At 42.4% G+C, this 18,090-nt stretch carries 16 protein-coding genes; 4 read left to right on the forward strand and 12 right to left on the reverse strand.

The window, feature by feature from the left end:
- The first annotated feature begins 19 nt into the window (after window positions 1-19).
- The gene (locus tag FFL34_RS08930) at window positions 20-1,456 is read left to right on the forward strand and encodes an aldehyde dehydrogenase family protein (RefSeq protein WP_138603149.1); all 1,437 of its coding nucleotides are present in this window, start codon (window positions 20-22) and stop codon (window positions 1,454-1,456) included.
- A gap of 122 nt (window positions 1,457-1,578) precedes the next feature.
- On the opposite strand, the gene FFL34_RS08935 is transcribed toward FFL34_RS08930, so the two are convergent.
- From FFL34_RS08935 to FFL34_RS08945, 3 genes are all read right to left on the reverse strand, one after another.
- Window positions 1,579-2,745: a TraB/GumN family protein gene (locus tag FFL34_RS08935; RefSeq protein WP_138603150.1), complete on the reverse strand. Its 1,167-nt coding sequence runs from the start codon at window positions 2,743-2,745 to the stop codon at window positions 1,579-1,581.
- 143 nt (window positions 2,746-2,888) lie between these two features.
- Window positions 2,889-3,503 (reverse strand): YpjP family protein, encoded by a 615-nt coding sequence (locus FFL34_RS08940; RefSeq protein ID WP_138603151.1) that lies wholly within the window; start codon window positions 3,501-3,503, stop codon window positions 2,889-2,891.
- Between the two features lie 213 nt (window positions 3,504-3,716).
- Entirely contained in the window at window positions 3,717-4,271 is a 555-nt protein-coding gene (locus FFL34_RS08945) for an O-acetyl-ADP-ribose deacetylase (RefSeq protein WP_138603152.1), read from the reverse strand.
- Between the two features lie 200 nt (window positions 4,272-4,471).
- Here FFL34_RS08945 and FFL34_RS08950 point away from each other — a divergent pair, with 200 nt between their 5' ends.
- The 3 genes from FFL34_RS08950 (at window position 4,472) to FFL34_RS08960 (ending at window position 5,998) form a co-directional block, all read left to right on the forward strand.
- Window positions 4,472-5,032, forward strand: coding sequence for a GNAT family N-acetyltransferase (locus FFL34_RS08950; RefSeq protein ID WP_138603153.1), 561 nt, complete (start codon window positions 4,472-4,474; stop codon window positions 5,030-5,032).
- 16 nt (window positions 5,033-5,048) lie between these two features.
- Complete coding sequence (locus FFL34_RS08955; RefSeq protein WP_138603154.1) at window positions 5,049-5,336, forward strand: hypothetical protein; 288 nt, start codon at window positions 5,049-5,051, stop codon at window positions 5,334-5,336.
- Window positions 5,337-5,620: 284 nt separating this feature from the next.
- A complete protein-coding gene (locus FFL34_RS08960; RefSeq protein ID WP_138603155.1) occupies window positions 5,621-5,998 on the forward strand; it encodes a DoxX family protein in 378 nt (125 codons plus the stop codon).
- A gap of 196 nt (window positions 5,999-6,194) precedes the next feature.
- Here the strand turns inward: FFL34_RS08960 and FFL34_RS08965 are convergent, their stop codons facing one another.
- The 9 genes from FFL34_RS08965 to dnaB form a co-directional block, all read right to left on the reverse strand.
- On the reverse strand, window positions 6,195-7,397 hold the full coding sequence (locus FFL34_RS08965) for a S1C family serine protease (RefSeq protein ID WP_138603156.1): 1,203 nt from the start codon (window positions 7,395-7,397) through the stop codon (window positions 6,195-6,197).
- Window positions 7,398-7,435: 38 nt separating this feature from the next.
- Window positions 7,436-8,221: an MBL fold metallo-hydrolase gene (locus FFL34_RS08970; RefSeq protein ID WP_138603157.1), complete on the reverse strand. Its 786-nt coding sequence runs from the start codon at window positions 8,219-8,221 to the stop codon at window positions 7,436-7,438.
- Window positions 8,205-9,149 (reverse strand): two-component system regulatory protein YycI, encoded by a 945-nt coding sequence (locus FFL34_RS08975; RefSeq protein ID WP_138603158.1) that lies wholly within the window; start codon window positions 9,147-9,149, stop codon window positions 8,205-8,207. Before FFL34_RS08975 ends, FFL34_RS08970 begins: the two co-directional genes overlap by 17 nt.
- Window positions 9,150-9,151: 2 nt before the next feature.
- A complete protein-coding gene (locus FFL34_RS08980) occupies window positions 9,152-10,459 on the reverse strand; it encodes a YycH family regulatory protein (protein ID WP_138603159.1) in 1,308 nt (435 codons plus the stop codon).
- On the reverse strand, window positions 10,459-12,285 hold the full coding sequence (gene walK / locus FFL34_RS08985; RefSeq protein WP_138603160.1) for a cell wall metabolism sensor histidine kinase WalK: 1,827 nt from the start codon (window positions 12,283-12,285) through the stop codon (window positions 10,459-10,461). Before walK ends, FFL34_RS08980 begins: the two co-directional genes overlap by 1 nt.
- A 9-nt stretch (window positions 12,286-12,294) precedes the next feature.
- Complete coding sequence (gene yycF, locus FFL34_RS08990) at window positions 12,295-12,999, reverse strand: response regulator YycF (RefSeq protein WP_138604708.1); 705 nt, start codon at window positions 12,997-12,999, stop codon at window positions 12,295-12,297.
- Between the two features lie 328 nt (window positions 13,000-13,327).
- The gene (locus FFL34_RS08995; protein WP_234031468.1) at window positions 13,328-14,818 is read right to left on the reverse strand and encodes a peptidoglycan DD-metalloendopeptidase family protein; all 1,491 of its coding nucleotides are present in this window, start codon (window positions 14,816-14,818) and stop codon (window positions 13,328-13,330) included.
- A 376-nt stretch (window positions 14,819-15,194) separates the two neighbouring features.
- Entirely contained in the window at window positions 15,195-16,481 is a 1,287-nt protein-coding gene (locus FFL34_RS09000; RefSeq protein ID WP_138603161.1) for an adenylosuccinate synthase, read from the reverse strand.
- 178 nt (window positions 16,482-16,659) lie between these two features.
- The gene (gene dnaB, locus FFL34_RS09005) at window positions 16,660-18,033 is read right to left on the reverse strand and encodes a replicative DNA helicase (protein ID WP_138603162.1); all 1,374 of its coding nucleotides are present in this window, start codon (window positions 18,031-18,033) and stop codon (window positions 16,660-16,662) included.
- Window positions 18,034-18,090 lie beyond the last annotated feature (57 nt).

The following is an 18,090-nucleotide window of genomic DNA, read 5'->3' on the forward strand; positions in this document are numbered from 1 at the left end:
GCAGAAAGGATGATAAAACATGTTCGGCTCTATCATTAATGGCAAGGAGTACAACGATAGTAAGAACACCAAGGACGTACTGAATCCTTATACAGGGGAAAAAGAAGCAGAAATTGCACTGGCATCTAAAGAGGAATTTGAACAGGCGGTCACTAACTCCTTTGACACCTTTCATAACACGATGAAAGAAATGCCGGCACATGAACGATCGGACATTTTACGGAAAACAGCGGATCTGATGGAAGAAAGAACAGATGAATTTGCCGAAACCATCACCAAAGAAGCGGGTAAACCAATCGCCTTTAGTCAGGGAGAGGTGCAACGCGCCATTCAGGTGCTGCGCTTTGCCTCCGAAGAAGCTAAACATATTAGTGGTGAAGTGGTACCGATGGATGCGGCAATCGATGGGGACGGGCGTCTCGGGCTTGTTAAACATATTCCGCTTGGAGTCGTTGCAGCGATTACGCCGTTCAATTTTCCACTGAATTTATCATTGCATAAAATTGCCCCAGCCATCGCTGCCGGGAATACCGTTATTTTTAAACCTGCTGAAAAAACACCAGTATCTGCCTACAAGCTCGTTCAATTATTCCAGGAAGCAGGTCTTCCGGACGGTGTACTGAACTTGCTGATGGGAACTGGTGACATTGGTGAGGCACTCGTCAACAGCGATCAAGTGCATAAAATTTCGTTTACCGGCAGTTTACCCGTTGGCCGGTCCATTAGGGAATCTGCCGGGTTCAAAAAAGTGACGCTGGAACTTGGCTCTAATTCCCCGAATATTATTTTTGACGATGCCAATATCAGTGAAGCAGTAGACCTGTTGGTAAAGGGATCGTTCGCTTTCTCCGGGCAAGTGTGTATTTCCGCACAGCGCATTTATGTACAGAAATCCGTTTATGATCAATTTTTGGAACAGTTTATTGCTAAAACAAAGAACTTAAAAGTCGGTAATCCGGCAGAAAAGGACACAGACATCGGACCAATGATTGATGAAAAAGAAGCAGAACGTGCCAAACAATGGATTGACGATGCCGTGGAAAACGGAGCCAAGGTTGAAGTTGGCGGCAACCGGGAAGGAACAGTACTACGACCGGCCATCATGACCAATGTTAAGCGTAACATGAAAGTTATTGCCGAGGAGGTCTTTGCACCGATTGTATCGGTCATTCCATTTGACAGTGAGGAAGACGCGATTGCCTATTCAAACGATTCGATTTACGGACTGCAGGCAGGTGTTTTCACGAAGGGACTTGACCGGGCATTGAGAGTTGCCGACAAGCTTGAAATGGGTGGTGTTTGGATTAACGAAATATCCACCTACCGCCAGGACAACCATCCATACGGCGGCGTGAAGCAGAGCGGCGTTGGTAAAGAAGGCGTAAAATATGCCGTTCAGGACATGACCGAAACGAAATTTATCGGCTTTAAGTTAAAGGATGCAGGAAAAAAGTAACAATAAAAGCTTGAGGTTCGCCTCAAGCTTTTTATTGGATGACTGGAATCCGGGCCGATGTGTCGATATTCACCGTAAACCAGTCGTCCCCCTGTTTCAACACATCACGGCTGATCACCTGACTACATATTTTCAAAAAATAACCGAATGACATCGGCACCGCCAATAAATGTACCAAGTGAACTGCCGACATTGGCAAGAACAACGATGAGCAGAATGCGTGTCACTTTGTTATGCCAAAATCCTTTTAGGTGGTGGACGTCATCCGACAACTTTTCAAAGTCACCTACATTCGGTTTACGGATCATCGCCTGGACGATACCTGCAAACCAACCAGCGGCTATTAACGGGTTCAATGACGACAGTGGTGCTGCGGCAAAGGCAGTCAAAATTGTCAGCGGATGCCCTAGCGCAATGGCCGTCCCGAGTGCCGAGAAACTGCCATTCCATAAAATCCAGCTAATCGTCTGTTGCCATCCCGCTGCTGGATTTGCCCAAAATGTATAGGCAATAACCGCTAGAATTAGTATAGGGATTGCCCAGCCAATGATTTTGGGAACCTTTGATTTTGGTGGGCGCTCCCGGAGACGTTTTAAATCATGTTCACGTGGTATTTCCTGCTTAATCCCGGGAACGTGTGCTGCACCAAGGACGGCGACCACTTTTTCACCGGGAGCATGTTTTATTTTCTGAGCAAGGTATTGGTCACGCTCATCAATAAGCGGCCTCTTCAATCTTGGAAAATGCTGCGTAAATTCTTCCAGCATACTGTCTAGCATATCCTTCGATTTTAACTTTTCTAGTTCCTCTTCCGAAATCGACTCCTGGCTAAAGATACCACCAATCACTTGCATCAGCAGCATCATTTTCCCTTTCAGCCCGATGTTGCCCCATATACGGGAAAACGTTATTTGAATATCACGGTCAGCCAGTACCAGTTCAGCGCCAATTTCATTTGCCGATTCGATACCCTGAATCATCTCCTGACCAGCGTTGATGCCGAATTGTTTGGCCATCCGTTTCTGAAAGGAAGATATAGCAAGATTCATTAACAGTAATGTCGCTTTCCTTTCTTTAATGACTTGAAATATATCCATTTCCTTCCATTTATTGCCCTCTGTTACTGATTGGTACCGCTGTTTATCCAATTCTATACATACAGCATCCGGTTGTTCACTTGCAATTACTTCTTTGACCTGTTCAGCACTTTGTTTGGATACATGAGCTGTGCCAATCAGAATATATTCCTTTCCATTCTGGTGAATTCGTGTAATATTTTCCTCGTCCATAAATGACTCTCCTATTCATTACTCAACCACTGTTACGGCGGGCATTACAGATACTTTTCCGCTCGCCAGTAACCAACGACGACTAGATACCTGAAAGTCCATTATACACAAACAAAAAGCCTGGTGCACGACCAGACCTCCTATCAAGCCATCCATTTCGGTGGTGTATTTTTGTCCCAATAAATCTCACCGATATCATAGTGTTCTTTAAATCCGTCATCGTTCACATGGTAATGGAAGTTGAACCAGTATCCTTCCTGCGGGCGTCGATCACGTCTGACATGGAACTTGGCAACATCCTGCCCTGTTCGCTCATCACGGATATTGAAAATCCGTTCACCGTTGCCATTTGCAGGACGTTCGGAAATACTGGCATATGGAATATCAGCCGCTTCCATATTAGCAAGAATCAGCTGAATAGACTCCTCCATTTTTGGAAAAATAGTTGTCTCGAATTCACCCTCCACTTTGGGTGCAATACGTGGTCCCATTTTTTCCAGCACCTGTTCTTTCGCACGTTCACTAAGTAGCTCGGCAGCATCGTCAGCTGTGAACGCCGGAACCGGTACTGGAACTGATGGGACACCAGTCGACACCTGTTCGTCTTGGTCATGTACATGAACCTCATCCGGCAGATCAGCGCCAGCAGTCTCCTTGCTCCGCTCAGCCTCTACGTCCATATCAAAATCAGGAATGTATAATCCTAATGTTATAACAGCAATAAGCGCGACTGAAATTTTCCGCATCCAAAGCTTCATCGTGATTTCTCCTTTATTCCGTGTGAACAATTAGTAAACGGTTTTCTTCATATGTTTAGTTGGGGACACAGCCCCTATGGACTAACTTTTACTTTTATCGATTCATACATCAGTCTATACTAAAATTTTACCACTTGTCAGACAAAATTTCCACTTAGTTTGGCATGTTTAACAGAATTGAAACATCATTTCCATATTTATTCTATAATCCGGCTACTTTGCTATCATTTCTTCCAGGGACGTTTTATATACCTCATAGTCCTTTTCGGAAAACAGTGTCATGACAACCCTTTCGAAAGCTTGTCCACGGAGAAAATGGATAATGGTCTCAAGTGCAATCCGCGATGCCTTGTTAACAGGAAAATGATACACTCCCGTTGCTATCGATGGAAAAGCGATACTTGACACCTGATAATCCGCAGCAAGCTGTAATGCATTCCGGTAACAGTTGGCGAGCAACACCTCTTCATGTTGGCCATTTCCTTTCCAGACGGGGCCGACAGTATGAATCACATATGTTGCCGGAAGCTGATAACCACGTGTAATGACAGCCTCACCAGTCGGCAGTTCTTTCCCCCCAAGTTCCTCTTGGCGTACGTTTTTACAGGCTGCAAGTAATTCTTTCCCGGCCGCTCGATGGATTGCGCCATCCACGCCACCACCGCCAAGGAGAGTTCCGTTAGCTGCATTGACAATTGCGTCTGTCCGCTGTTTAGTAATGTCGCCTATTTGCAGTTCGATGGTACTGCCATCAATCATTGTTTTCATCCTATCAGCCTCCTATAATTATTTATACTTTTATTTTTACTTATTCCCGGTACACTTTCAACCTAACGTTAATACTAGCCAGGATAAACCCCATCCAATATTGCTCTTTGGCCACTAATAACACCAATCATTGAAATTTAATACACTTCCTTTGCTTCTTTATGATACATTTACATTAACTACAATAAGGATGTGACATCATGTTTCTGTTTCAAATTGATGATGAAGTAGCGTTAAAGCGCTTGGAACTGTCGGATGCAGACAGGTTGTTTCAGCTCACTGACCAATCGAGAGACCACTTACGTCCATGGCTGCCATGGGTAGATCATACAAAAACAGTCGACGACTCCAAGGCGTTCATTCAATCCAGTTTAAAAACCTTTTCCAATCGCCAAGGACTTACAACCGGTATCTTGTATAAAGGCGAACTTGCCGGAATCATCAGTTTTAATAGTCTTGACTGGAAAAATGAAATTGGCTATATCGGTTATTGGCTCGGGGTGAACTATCAGGGAAATGGCATTATGATCCGGGCTGTCAGTGGATTAATCGACTATGCTTTCTACTCCCTTGGATTGAACCGTATTGAAATCCGCGCCGCCGTTGGTAACAGAAAAAGCCGTGCCATCCCGGAACGGCTAGGTTTTATGCTGGAGGGACAAATACGCCAGGCGGAATGGCTGCATGAGGACTACACCGATCATGCTGTTTATGGCATACTGGCCGATGAATGGGATAGTCAAAAGCTTAATGGTTTTTGAGGAAAGAAGGTTGGTTATGACTAAAAAACGGAAAACATTTCATTTATGGGTGCCACTTTTATTATTAGGTATCAATATAATTTTCTTAGTTTTTATAATTGAAGAACTGATAGACGCTTCTCCTCCGAACTATGGTGGATTAGGATTTTTAATGCCCGTAATTGGTTTAATTTCTTTCACATACATTAGAAATTATGCAAAAGAAAAGCCGGTTTTATTGATATGGATATTACAAGGGTTAAACTGGTTTTTTATTTTTTTCCCAGTGGTTATTCTCATCGTTTTTATACTGGCTTTTATATAATCTATTCTCAAACAAACAGACACACTGCTATATATAGTGAGTCAACATACTATCCACAACTTATCCACACAATTCTGGGGATAAGTGGGTTATCAACATTCTGAATAAAGTTAAATGAGCAAATAAATAGTTTTATTACAATAATTCTCCCATGTTAAAGTAAACAGTCCCTCCATTGTCCGTGTAAAACTCAAATCATCTGATTAAAAATTCAATAGATTGGTCAAGGTTGTCCGAGAATGCGCATATACATGATTGTATCATCACAATGGAGGTGCTCCCTTATGCAACGCATGCATCTAATGAAATGGGTCTGTTATGCAGTCGGCTACGTCTTTCTCATTTCTGGTATTTTGAAACTGACCACTAATAATTTTAAAATTGCTTTCATGAATTTAGGCTTGCCATTTCCGGATACCATTTTATTCCTTGTTGCGATCACGGAAATTGCCTGCAGTGCACTCATCATCGGGAGAATGTACGTTAAACAAGCAGCCGCACCGCTTATATTTATTATTCTTGGTGCTATTTATTTATCCAAATTACCTGTACTGATGAACCAGGGCTTACTTAAATTCGCTTTTGATGCCCGGCTCGACATTGTCATGCTCATTCTTCTTCTGCTGCTTTGGCAGTATAAACCAGGTAAACAGCTATCCTGAACGTAACAAGTATGAATTCCTCGTACTTATCCACAGACTTATACACATATGCACAAATGTTCGTAGCTATTTTGTTATGAAATACATGTTCTATACGAGATATTGATGGCTATCTACAGATTGTGGATAAATTGTTGATAACTTTCTGCTCATCCCGTAAAAATAAGTAATAAGCTATCCCTCTGTAAAGGATAGCTTATCGCTGTTTGGCTAATTCTATTGTCGTTTCTTTCTTCTCCCCATCACGATAATACGTAACGGTTAGCGAATCCCCAATTTCTTTGTTCTGATAAAGGATTTTTCGTAAATCAATCATATTCATTACTTTTTTACCGTCCAGTGCCGTGATGACATCGAGCCGTTTAATTCCTGCCCGATCTGCTGGGGATAGTGATTCAACACTCCATACATAAACGCCACCTTTTACATCATTAGGCAGGTTCAATGTCCGATTCCACTCGGTTTTTGGAACTTCATCAAGTGAGTATATTTCCACACCCATATATGGACGCTTTACCTGACCGTTCTTCTCCAACTGGTCAACAATCGGTCTAGCCGTATCAATCGGGATCGCAAAACCAATGCCTTCCACCGCTTCTTCATTTATTTTCATGGAATTAATCCCGATCAGCTGACCATCAATATTAATAAGCGCCCCACCACTGTTTCCGGGGTTAATCGCTGCATCCGTCTGAATAACCTCAGCCTGCCAGTCAGCCCGTCCATCCTGGTCAAAATCCTGTGGTATGGTTCGTTGTGTCCCACTAATCACTCCTTGTGTTACGGAGCCTAAAAATTTCCCCAGTGGATTTCCGATAGCAATGGCCGGCTCGCCGACTTTAATGTTTTCCGATGTCCCCATTTTAATGGTTTCTTTCACCTTTTTGGCATCCATCCGTAATACAGCCAAATCAGAAAACAAATCACTGCCAAGGATTCCGGCTTCAACACGGGTATCATCAGACAGAATAACTTCTACTGCATCTGCACCCTTAATTACGTGATGGTTGGTAATGACATATGCTTTGCCATCTGTTTTTTTATAAATAACACCAGAGCCGGAACCGGCCTCACGCTGATTACCCTGCTGCCAGAAGTCACCCTTACGCTGAATGTTAATGACGCCAACAACGGCCGGCGAAACACTCTCCACAACATCCGTTATTTGCGAGGAAACGTTGACTGATATATAGTCATTGGCATCTATACCGGCATTTGACGCATTACCTGCTTGCTCAGCTGTATCCGTTGATGTCCCAGGCAATACATCAGAGCCCCAAATAGTAGGCAATGCAATCAGGACAGACGCCATGCCAATGATGATTCCTATAAGTGTGGGTACCAGCCAGCTGCGTTTATGAGGTTGCGGTGAATGATGATCATCATCAAAATAAGCCATTTTATTTCCCCTTTGTCATTAAGTGAAACGTCAATCATTTAACCGACTTCATATAATAAGGTCGGTGTTTTCGGATCGGTGTCACAAATGTCAAGGTTAATGCCCCGTTCCGTTAGAACATGGTGGACTGACATTCGGGCCAGATCTTTCATGTTATTATCTTGGCTTAAATGTGCCAAATAAATACGTTTTGTTCGATTACTTATGATTTCACTTAATGCAAGACCGCAATCTTCATTAGAAACGTGACCGGTATCGCCCAGTATACGGCGCTTAACATTCCAAGGATAACGTCCCATACGCAGCATTTCCACATCATGATTCGCTTCAAATACATACGCATCCGCATCCTCCACTGTTTTCCGAATCCTTTCCGATACATAGCCCAAGTCCGTCACAAGGGCAACTTTTTTACCATTATGACGGAACGTGAAAAACATTGGTTCAGCCGCATCATGTGAAACACCAAACGATTCCACGTCTATATCACCGAATGTCTTTACTTCTTCTACGCCAAAGTGGAATTTTTGATCTAATGCAATTGTTCCAATGGCATTCTCCATAGCCTGCCACGTCTTTTCATTAGCATAGATGGGTAAACGGTATTTACGGGCCAGAATCCCAAGCCCCTTAATGTGATCACTATGTTCATGGGTAACCAGAATGCCTGAAAGTGCTGATGGATCAATTTTTATTTCACCGAGCAGCCTGTCCATCTGTTTCCCACTTAAACCGGCATCGACCAGCAGTTTCTCCTGGTCTGATTCAATATAAAAGGCATTTCCAGTACTTCCTGAAGCTAAAACACTAAAACGCATCGTCATTTGCTTCACTCCGTTTATTAGCAGATGATATATTCTCATTGATGTAATCCAGTACGTAATCTTTAATGTCACTTTCATCCGGTAGGTTTTGGACTTTCTTCATTATTTCTGATACAGCATCGTTTAGAAACGTCAGTTCATCGCTTTTAACAACTTGATTTTCAATAGCATTCACATAGAAATTTTCATCCTCATTGACCGTTATAATCCAGGTTGGTGCAAAGACCTGTTCACCGCTTGGGAGTGGTATTTTCGTATGAAAGCCAATTTTTACACCTGTTATATCATCACCCGGCCAGATCCTGTTACCTTCATAAAGAACCTTGATAGCATCCATCGGCTTGACCAGTGTCTTTTCTTCTGACGGGGATTCGGCTTTACCAAGCATTGTCTGTGTATAAAAAACCATTTCATTGTCATCATTGAGATAAACAAGAACAATCCCATGCTGGTTATAATAAATGGAGCGGTCTTTTTTCTGCTGGAAGAAAATGAGTACATTCATCGACTTATTCCATGAGCTGAATGTATAATTTCCCGGCAAAAGGATCCTGCTTTTAACAAGCTCATTGATTAGGTCTCCATTCGCCTTTTCAGGCAGCTTTACCGGGTCTTTAAAACGGGATAAAATAAATGTCTCATCAATGACATTGACCTGCTGATTTTCCAGCGTATTGAAATAGTTAAGATCGTCTTTCGTAAACGTTTTTTTTCCCGCTGTAATGTACGACTCTTTTAATTCTTTATTTGGCAAATCGGCACTAATTGTTATATTTTCTGATTCAAGCTCTTGTTCAAGTGTTGACTTATCCGGACTCTCAAAGCCAAAGTCCCAGTCCTCCTGTTTATCAAAAAACATGAACAAAAGATAAACATCCAGGACGAGAAAGCAGAGGATAAATAACGTCTTTATTTGTTTCCATTCCATCCTCAGATCCCTCCTTTTTGATTTGACGCAGCATCAAAGTCAATTTCTTGCCAGCTACCATTATATTTTATAAACCACGCCGGATTGAGCGTTATCACATCAGCACTGCTCTGATAAATAAGATTGTAGCCGACACGAATATCTTCTACATACGCAGACTCATACGTTTTGCTGTTTTTAAGGTAGTTACTGACGTCTTTACCAGACGGAAGTTCTACTGGGTCGCTGCCAAGCAAATTGACCAAGCTGAATAATGGGCGGTTATACCGGTTGGGCTGACTAAGATCTTTAATCCTAAACTGTTGTTCCATGACAGATGTATGATTGCTGCCATAGACTGGATACCCATTATAGAACAACTGATAGCGAATGGTATTGGATGATGCAATCACTTCCATCAGATGATACTCGTCCGTCCACCCCATGTGATTATTGATATTATTTTTGCTCATTTCCAATAACGTCGCTGGATCCACTCGTTCAAGCGGGGATTGGAGTGGATTCTGAAACTCCATTGTCCGTCTGTTTTCATAGACACGCATGATACCGCGTGCACTGTCGGTAAAATAAACCTCATTTTCATTTATCCGATTCCTACTGACGATATCCGGATTTCTGAACAGTGTATCGACCATTAAATTGGAACTTATTTCCTGTACTGCCACAGATCTACTGGTCATTTCAACCTTATATTTCGGTATATAAATCGTATTTTCACTTGTGTTAACCCGCAGATATTCTCTTAAGCCTTCAAACGTTGTAAGACGATTCCATAAGCGTTCATACTTCTTCGTATTATTCACCACTGCCGTCGCCTGCTCTTCGCCGTTACGGGACAAGAAAATGATATTTATGGATGAAGAATCCCGATTAAACGTAATAAAGATCCGTTCAAACCCCCAGTCAGGAAAAGTTTGGTCGGTGTTAAATGTAAACAGACTTCCGAGCATGTTCATTGGTATGGCATCCGGAAAGACGATTTCCAACTGATTGCCTTCTGATGGCCTGCCATTGCCTGTTCCAGTACGGAAATCATATAACACCCATGACTGCATATTCTGATAGAGTAGCTTGCTATTTTTCGGGTCCGTAAAACTATAATAATTTTGCCCGTTCCGAAAAATAATTGATTCCGGTTGAATGAGGCCTTTTACCGTTTGCTCTACTCCACCAAGCTCCACTCTTTCCTCGTATTGTTCCTCTGGGAAACTCTCCACTTCCGGTTTGTAATTCCACAGGGCAAAGGAAAGCAACAGACTGGCTCCAACCAGCAGCGACAATATAATTGATTTGACGGTTTCAAGCTTCATCAATTACCCCTCCGCTTCGTTGTCATTAGCGGAAGTGTAAAGAGAACGGTCGTCCCTTTACCTTCTTTACTTTTGGCCTTAATGGTTCCGTCGTGTGCTTCAATTATTTCCCTGGCAATGGCTAAGCCAAGGCCTGTACCACCAAGCTTGCGTGACCTTGCTTTATCAGCACGATAAAAACGGTCAAAGATTTTATCAACCTTCTCCCGCGGGATGCCCATGCCCTCGTCCGTGACACTCACCAGTAACCGACCTTGCTGTTTCATTGCTTTAAAACGGATCGTACCACCTTCAGGCGAATACTTAATCGCATTAGAAATGACATTGTCGAGCACCTGAAACATTTTGTCCCTATCCATCCAGACAGTGTATTCGGTATCCGGCAATTCACGCTTAAGTGTTATTTCTTCTGTCACGTTCATTTCAAACCGATCAATGACATGGTGGAAGAAAGCAACAAAGTCTGTTTGTTCTTTTTTCAATTCATAATCCTTGTTGTCCATCCTAGAAAGTTGAAGCAGGTCGTTAACCATACGAATCATGCGCTCTGTCTCATTTCTAGTAACTTCCAGAAACCTCGGGGCAATTTCTTTGTTTTCCCATGCACCTTCTGTCAATGCTTCAATATAACTCCGCATGGTTGTCAACGGTGTCCTTAGTTCATGTGATACATTGGAAACAAATTCACGGCGCTCCTGCTCAATTTTTTCCTGTTCTGTTACATCACTGATGACTGTTATAAATCCGCTAATGTCGTTTTCCTCATCTGAAACAGTTGAAAACTTAGCGCGAATCAGGAAAATAGTGTCATCATCACTGAAATCTATAATCATAGAACCACTATCAGGAAGTTCGGAAATATCAACTGCATTTTCATCAAGTCCCAGCACATCAACCAGGAATTCTCCCTCTGCATCATCAGGACTTCTGTTAATCAAAGTAGATGCAGCATCATTAAGTAATGTAATCACGCCATTCCGGTCCGTTGCTATAACGCCATCAGACATATTGGATAAGACCGAACCTAATTTCCGCTTCTCCTCTTCGGTTAGTGCCCTGGAGTGTTTCAATTTTGCTGTGAGATCGTTAAACGACTCAGCCAGCTGCCCAATTTCATCTTTCCCGTACACATTAACCATTTGGGAAAAATCTTCTTTAGCCAACGTTTGTGCCTGTTTGCGCATTTCCTTAATTGGTTTCGTTATGGTCCGTGCCACCAGTATTCCGAGTAAAGCGGAAACCGTGACTGCTAAAATGGAGCCTTGCAGGAAAATGCGGTTAATGTTTTCCAACTGGCTATAAACGCCTTCAAGCGATGCCTCAATATAAAGCGCACCCACCTGTGTATCTTCATTATCATAAATGGGGACCGCTCGCACATAAATTAGGTTTCTTTCTCTGTTGTATTGCTTTTTTTCATCTGGACTGCCATAAAGGACAGCACTCCTAACAATTTCATTCGTCAACTTTTTTCCGATGTTTATGTTACCCGTATTATTGCTTGAGGCAATGATTCTGCTTTGCATATTCACAACTTGAATATTGATAATATCCTCAGTGTCATTAATGCTAATGATGTTTTGCACTTCTTGAGAAAGCGTTGGTTCTTCGCCGTCCTCGGAACGATCTTTGCTAAACGCCTGTGTAAGATTAACCTTAAGGATGTCCACACTGGCACCAATGGACTGCTCAAAATTATCATTCAGTTCACTTTCCAGTCCCCGTGCAAAGTAAGCACTAATGACCTGAATGGAGATAAGCAGCAACAGAATGAAGACAATAATGAATTTCAGTTGTATCGAGCGGAAAAAACCTACTTTATTCATGAACCAATTCTACTCCTGTTCAGGGTTACGCAAATAGTAGCCAACCCCACGACGGGTCACAATCCATGTTGGGTTACTTGGATTGTCCTCAATTTTTTCACGGAGGCGACGGACAGTTACATCGACTGTCCGGACATCACCGAAATAGTCATAGCCCCAGACCGTTTCCAGCAAGTCCTCACGTGTCATTACCTGGCCGATATGGCGGGCAAGATAGTGAAGCAGTTCAAATTCACGATGCGTTAATTCAACGTGGTCCCCATCGCGTGTAACCGCATAAGCATCGGGGTGAATCTCTAGCCTGCCGATTTGGATGTTTTTCGTTGTTTTTACGCCGTCATCAGGAATCTGCTCCTGTCTGCGCAAATTCGCTTTCACCCTTGCAATCAACTCCCGGTTGCTGAAAGGTTTCGTCACGTAATCATCTGCACCAAGCTCGAGACCAAGTACTTTATCAATTTCAGCATCTTTTGCAGTCAGCATGATAATTGGCATGGACTGTGTTTTGCGGATTTCCCTGCAGACTTCATTGCCGTCCTTGTTCGGAAGCATGATATCAAGCAAAATCAGATCCGGCTCCTCCGCCTTCGCAAGTCTGATTGCTTCCTCTCCATCGTAAGCCACGACCACTTCATATCCTTCTTTATCTAAATTGAATTGTAAAATGTCTGCTATCGGTTGTTCATCATCTACTACCAGTATTTTTTGACTCATAACTGTCACTTCCTTTGTAAAAGGTTGTTCAAGACCCGGGAATATAACTCCGGATTCGTTTTCTTTCTGTTGTTTAAATGCATTAACGTTCTTATGCTCCATTCTATCGTACTTCACATAAAATGTCTTATATTAGTGGTCAAAAATCGGAACCTATAAGAGGTAGAGAGGTCAAATTGAATAAAAAGACTGACTCAGCCTAATTTGCATGAGTCAGTCTTGGATTTGTTTTTTACTGAAGCCGTCTAGAGTCTCTGTGGATACGGGCTGATTGTGCCAAACCTCTATTAACATTTATTCAAGGGCAACAGTCTTTAGAAAACAATCATTAATGAAGATAATTACTTGGATGCTGCAGCGAACCATTCTTGTACACTTCAAAGTGCAAGTGCAGTCCTGTTGAGTCTCCTGTTGAGCCCATGACTCCGATTTTCCGCCCTTTTTCAATCGTCTGACCCGGGCTAACGCCAATGGATGAAAGATGCGCATAAACAGTGCGCATGCCATTGTTATGGTCAATCACAATTTTATTGCCATAACCGCCGGACCAGCCTGCAGAAACAACGGTACCATTATCGGCGGCAAGTATGGAGCGATTACTTGGCCCTGCAATGTCCATTCCTTTATGCATCGAGCCCCAGCGCATACCTACGTGACTGCTAACATAGCCGCCAACAGTAGGCCAACGCAAATTACCTGTCCCACGTGACGGGATTACTTTTGTTCCCTTCACGATAATCTTTTTTACTGGCTCTTTCGTTACCTCTTTCTGAACAACTTTCCTGTCTGCTATAGCACCATTGCGTTTTTGCAGCGCATAGTGAACCAATTTCTTGCCTTCTTGGCCATTCTGTTTTACTTTCTTGTCGCCTTTATAAAGTTCATCTGACTTAATGACTTTTGTTTCATAATCGATGGTTTCTTCAACCTTTTTTTCCTTTTTAACAATGACATCAACAAATGGTTTATAATCCGTTACGTGAATTTCCTGGTCGATCTGCAAAACGGATGATTCGTTTAATCCGTCATTCAGTTCTAGTAGTTTATCAAGTGTCAAATCGTAGGTCTTCGCAATCTCTACAAGTGTTTCCCCTTTTTTAACTTTATGTACCTTATCCGCCAGGGTGCCCTTCTCTAACTTCTTCAGACCCTGTTGCTCGGTTAAAATGTTGGATGGCCTAGCCTTTTGATCAGATAGTGAAACTTTTTCCGACAGAATAACGTCTGTAATAATAGAATCACCGATACCTAAGTTATCCGTATCCTGTTGCTCGTTAACAAGCGCCTGTAATTCATGACCAGTCTGTTCACTTTCTGTGTCCTTTGGTGCTAGTTTCTCTAGTATTTTCTTATCGACGTATTTTTCCTTATATGCCTTGAGAGCTTGTTTTGCCTCTTCTTTACTTTTAAAGTAGCCGACGCGGTTGCCTCCAATGTTCAATTCAACCGCCTCTGCTTTAACGGACAGTTCGTCTTTTAAATAGCTACTAACTTCTCGATTATTATACGAAGGATTAAACACACGCTCTGGTATCAATGAAACTTGTTCACCGATATCCAGGGGAAAATCCTTGAATTCAGTTTCTTTCTTTTCAACTTTCGTATCCATTAAAGTCTGGATTGCTTTTTTATCATTCACTTTTCCAACATGTTTACCGTCAACGTAAACGTGGAATATTTTCTCCAAATCCCCGTCTCCTTCTGCTGCAAATACTGTCGGAAAAGTCAATGAAAGACCTAAACATGTCATAACTGTGATTTTTTTCAGCATCTGCCCTTTCTTTGAGGAACGATGGGGCATTTCTTTTCTGTTAAACAATGCTGTTCTCCCCCTTGCCAACACTTTATATCAATTATTTGGCAATACTTCTAAATTCCTCTATCAATTTACCATAATTCTACTAGCAGTAAAATAGTGCTAGTCCAAATGTAATCAAATTGTATAATGGATTACATTTTTTTACAGAAACAGCTTTGTTTTGCAATCATAAAGGCATATTTAATGGAAATATGGAGGAATTTATTACATTTATATTACAAAAAGTGACAAAAGGTAATAATAGATTGCTAACAACAGCAATCAAGGGCTTCATAGGCTATGGTAATTTTTCTTTTCGCCAAACAAATAAAGCCTCCATCCAAGTAGACAGAGGCTTTTTTAGAAGATAAGAAACTATAAAATTTTGCGATATGATTTAACTATAGACACTTCGAACAACATTCGTCTGTAGCCGATCGGGGCCGACAGAAAAGACAGATAGTTGAATACCCGTTAGCTGTGCAATACGCTCCAAATAGTGTCTGGCATTAGCCGGAAGTTCGTGAATCGTCTGGACATTGGTGATATCCTCTGTCCAACCAGGCATTTCTTCATATACCGGTTCACATTCTGCCAGTACACGTAGACTGGCTGGGAATTCATACATCAGTTCACCTTTATATTTATATGCCACACAAATTTTCAACGTTTCAATACCTGTCAAGACGTCAAGTGAGTTCAATGATAAATCAGTTACACCACTCACTCGCTGTGCGTGACGGACGACAACACTGTCAAACCAACCGACACGACGCGGCCGCCCTGTTGTCGTGCCATATTCCTTTCCGGTTTCCCGGATTTGGTCTCCTGTGGCGTCATTTAATTCTGTTGGAAACGGGCCGTCCCCGACACGTGTTGTATACGCTTTGGACACGCCAACGACATGGTCAATTTTAGATGGGCCGACACCGGAACCAATAGTCACACCACCAGCAATAGGATTAGACGATGTCACAAACGGATAGGTTCCCTGATCAATATCGAGCATCACACCCTGAGCGCCTTCGAATAGGACACGGCGACCATCATCAAGTGCGTCATTCAGCACGACTGACGTATCACATACATATGGTGCCATCTGTTGACCATATTCGTAATACTCCTCCAGAATAGCTTCAACACTGATCGGATCAACTTCATAAATCTTTTCAAATAAACGATTCTTCTCTTTCAGATTCTGTTCAAGCTTCGTGCGGAATGCATCTTTATCCATTAAATCAGCAATACGTATACCCATACGAGCGGCTTTATCCATATAGGCTGGGCCAATTCCTTTTTTCGTTGTCCCTATCTTTTCCGTGCCTTTATCTTCTTCCTGAAGCGCATCGAGTTTTAAATGATACGGCAGAATGACATGGGCACGGTTACTGATGCGCAAATTATCCGTTGAAATATTACGGGCATGCAGATATTCAATCTCTTCGGCAAACGCCTTTGGATCGATAACCATTCCATTACCTAACACACACGTCTTATCATTGAAAAATATTCCAGATGGGATCAAATGCAATTTATACGTTTCACTATCAAATTTAATCGTATGCCCTGCATTGTTACCTCCCTGATAACGAGCGACAACCTCGGCATTCTGCGACAGGAAGTCAGTAATTTTACCTTTTCCTTCATCGCCCCACTGCGTACCAACTACAACCACTGAGGACATGGCGCACCTCCATATACATTAACATTTGTTTTTCCATTATCAACAGTGTAATTCTATCAGTAATAAGCCTTTCTGTCAAACTAAACACGAACGATATCACGAATCTATCAACTATCATTCGTTAAATGATTTTTATCATTATTAAATAAAAAAACCAGCTCCATAATAATGAAACTGGTTATGCTTGGACAGGTTGCGGCGGGACATCACTTTCCGAATAACGGTGATCGAGATCAACGAATTTATTATATTCTTTAACAAAAGCCAACTCGACATTCCCCACCGGACCGTTCCGCTGCTTAGATATAATGATTTCAATAATATTTTGTTTTTCCGATTCCTGATCGTAATAATCATCCCGGTACAGGAAGCCAACGATATCAGCATCCTGCTCAATACTTCCGGACTCGCGCAAGTCAGACATCATCGGACGCTTATCCTGACGTGCCTCCACACCACGAGAGAGCTGTGATAAGGCGATTAACGGAACATTCAATTCACGCGCGAGTCCCTTTAGTGCACGCGATATTTCCGAAACTTCCTGCTGTCTGTTTTCACGGGAATTTCCATTGCCTTGAATAAGCTGCAAATAGTCAATCAAAATCATGCCAAGACCTTGTTCCTGCTTCAAGCGCCGACATTTCGAGCGAATCTCGCTGACACGGATACCAGGGGAGTCGTCAATATAAATACCTGCGTTAGAAAGGCTCCCCATAGCCATAGTCAGCTTGCTCCAGTCGTCGTCTTCAAGTTTTCCAGTCCGCAACCGCTGTGCATCAATATTGCCTTCAGCACAAAGCATACGAGACACAAGCTGATCTGCCCCCATTTCAAGACTGAAAATCGCCACATTTTCATCCGTTTTTATAGCAACGTTCTGTGCGATATTCAATGCAAAAGCCGTTTTACCGACAGACGGGCGGGCGGCAATAATAATCAAATCGTTACGCTGGAATCCGGACGTAATTTGATCTAAGTCACGAAAACCTGTTGCGATTCCTGTAATATCCCCATCATGATGATGGAGTTGTTCAATATTATCATAGACATCAATAAGAACGTCTTTAATAGCTTTGAAATTTCCGGTGTTTTTCCGACCAGATACTTCAAGTATATTCTTCTCCGCCTCATTCAAGACATTTTCCACATCATCTTCACTGGAAAAGCCTGATGTGACAATATCTGTCGCGGTTCTGATTAGTCGGCGGAGCAATGCCTTCTCTTCTACGATTTGGCTATAATAAACGATATTGGCTGATGTTGGAACACTACCGGCCAAATCGGACAAATAAGCAACACCGCCGACTTCATCGAGCTTTTTTTCATTTGATAGAAGCGTTGTCACCGTTACAATATCAATCGGTTCACCTCTGTCGGTCAATTTCAGCATAGCATCAAAAATCCGCTGGTGACTAGCCCGGTAAAAATCGTCTGGCATCAAGCGTTCAGCAGCTGATGGCATGGCATCGGGGTCCAAAAAGATAGCCCCGATGACTGCCTGTTCAGCTTCAATGTTATGTGGTGGTGTCCGGTCATTCCAAAGTTCACTCACTGGTTTCCCCCCTTTATCGAGGGACAAATACTTTGCAGTTGCTGAAACATAATTTAA

It is taken from the genome of Lentibacillus cibarius, assembly GCF_005887555.1.
GTDB classification, from domain to species: domain Bacteria; phylum Bacillota; class Bacilli; order Bacillales; family Amphibacillaceae; genus Lentibacillus; species Lentibacillus cibarius.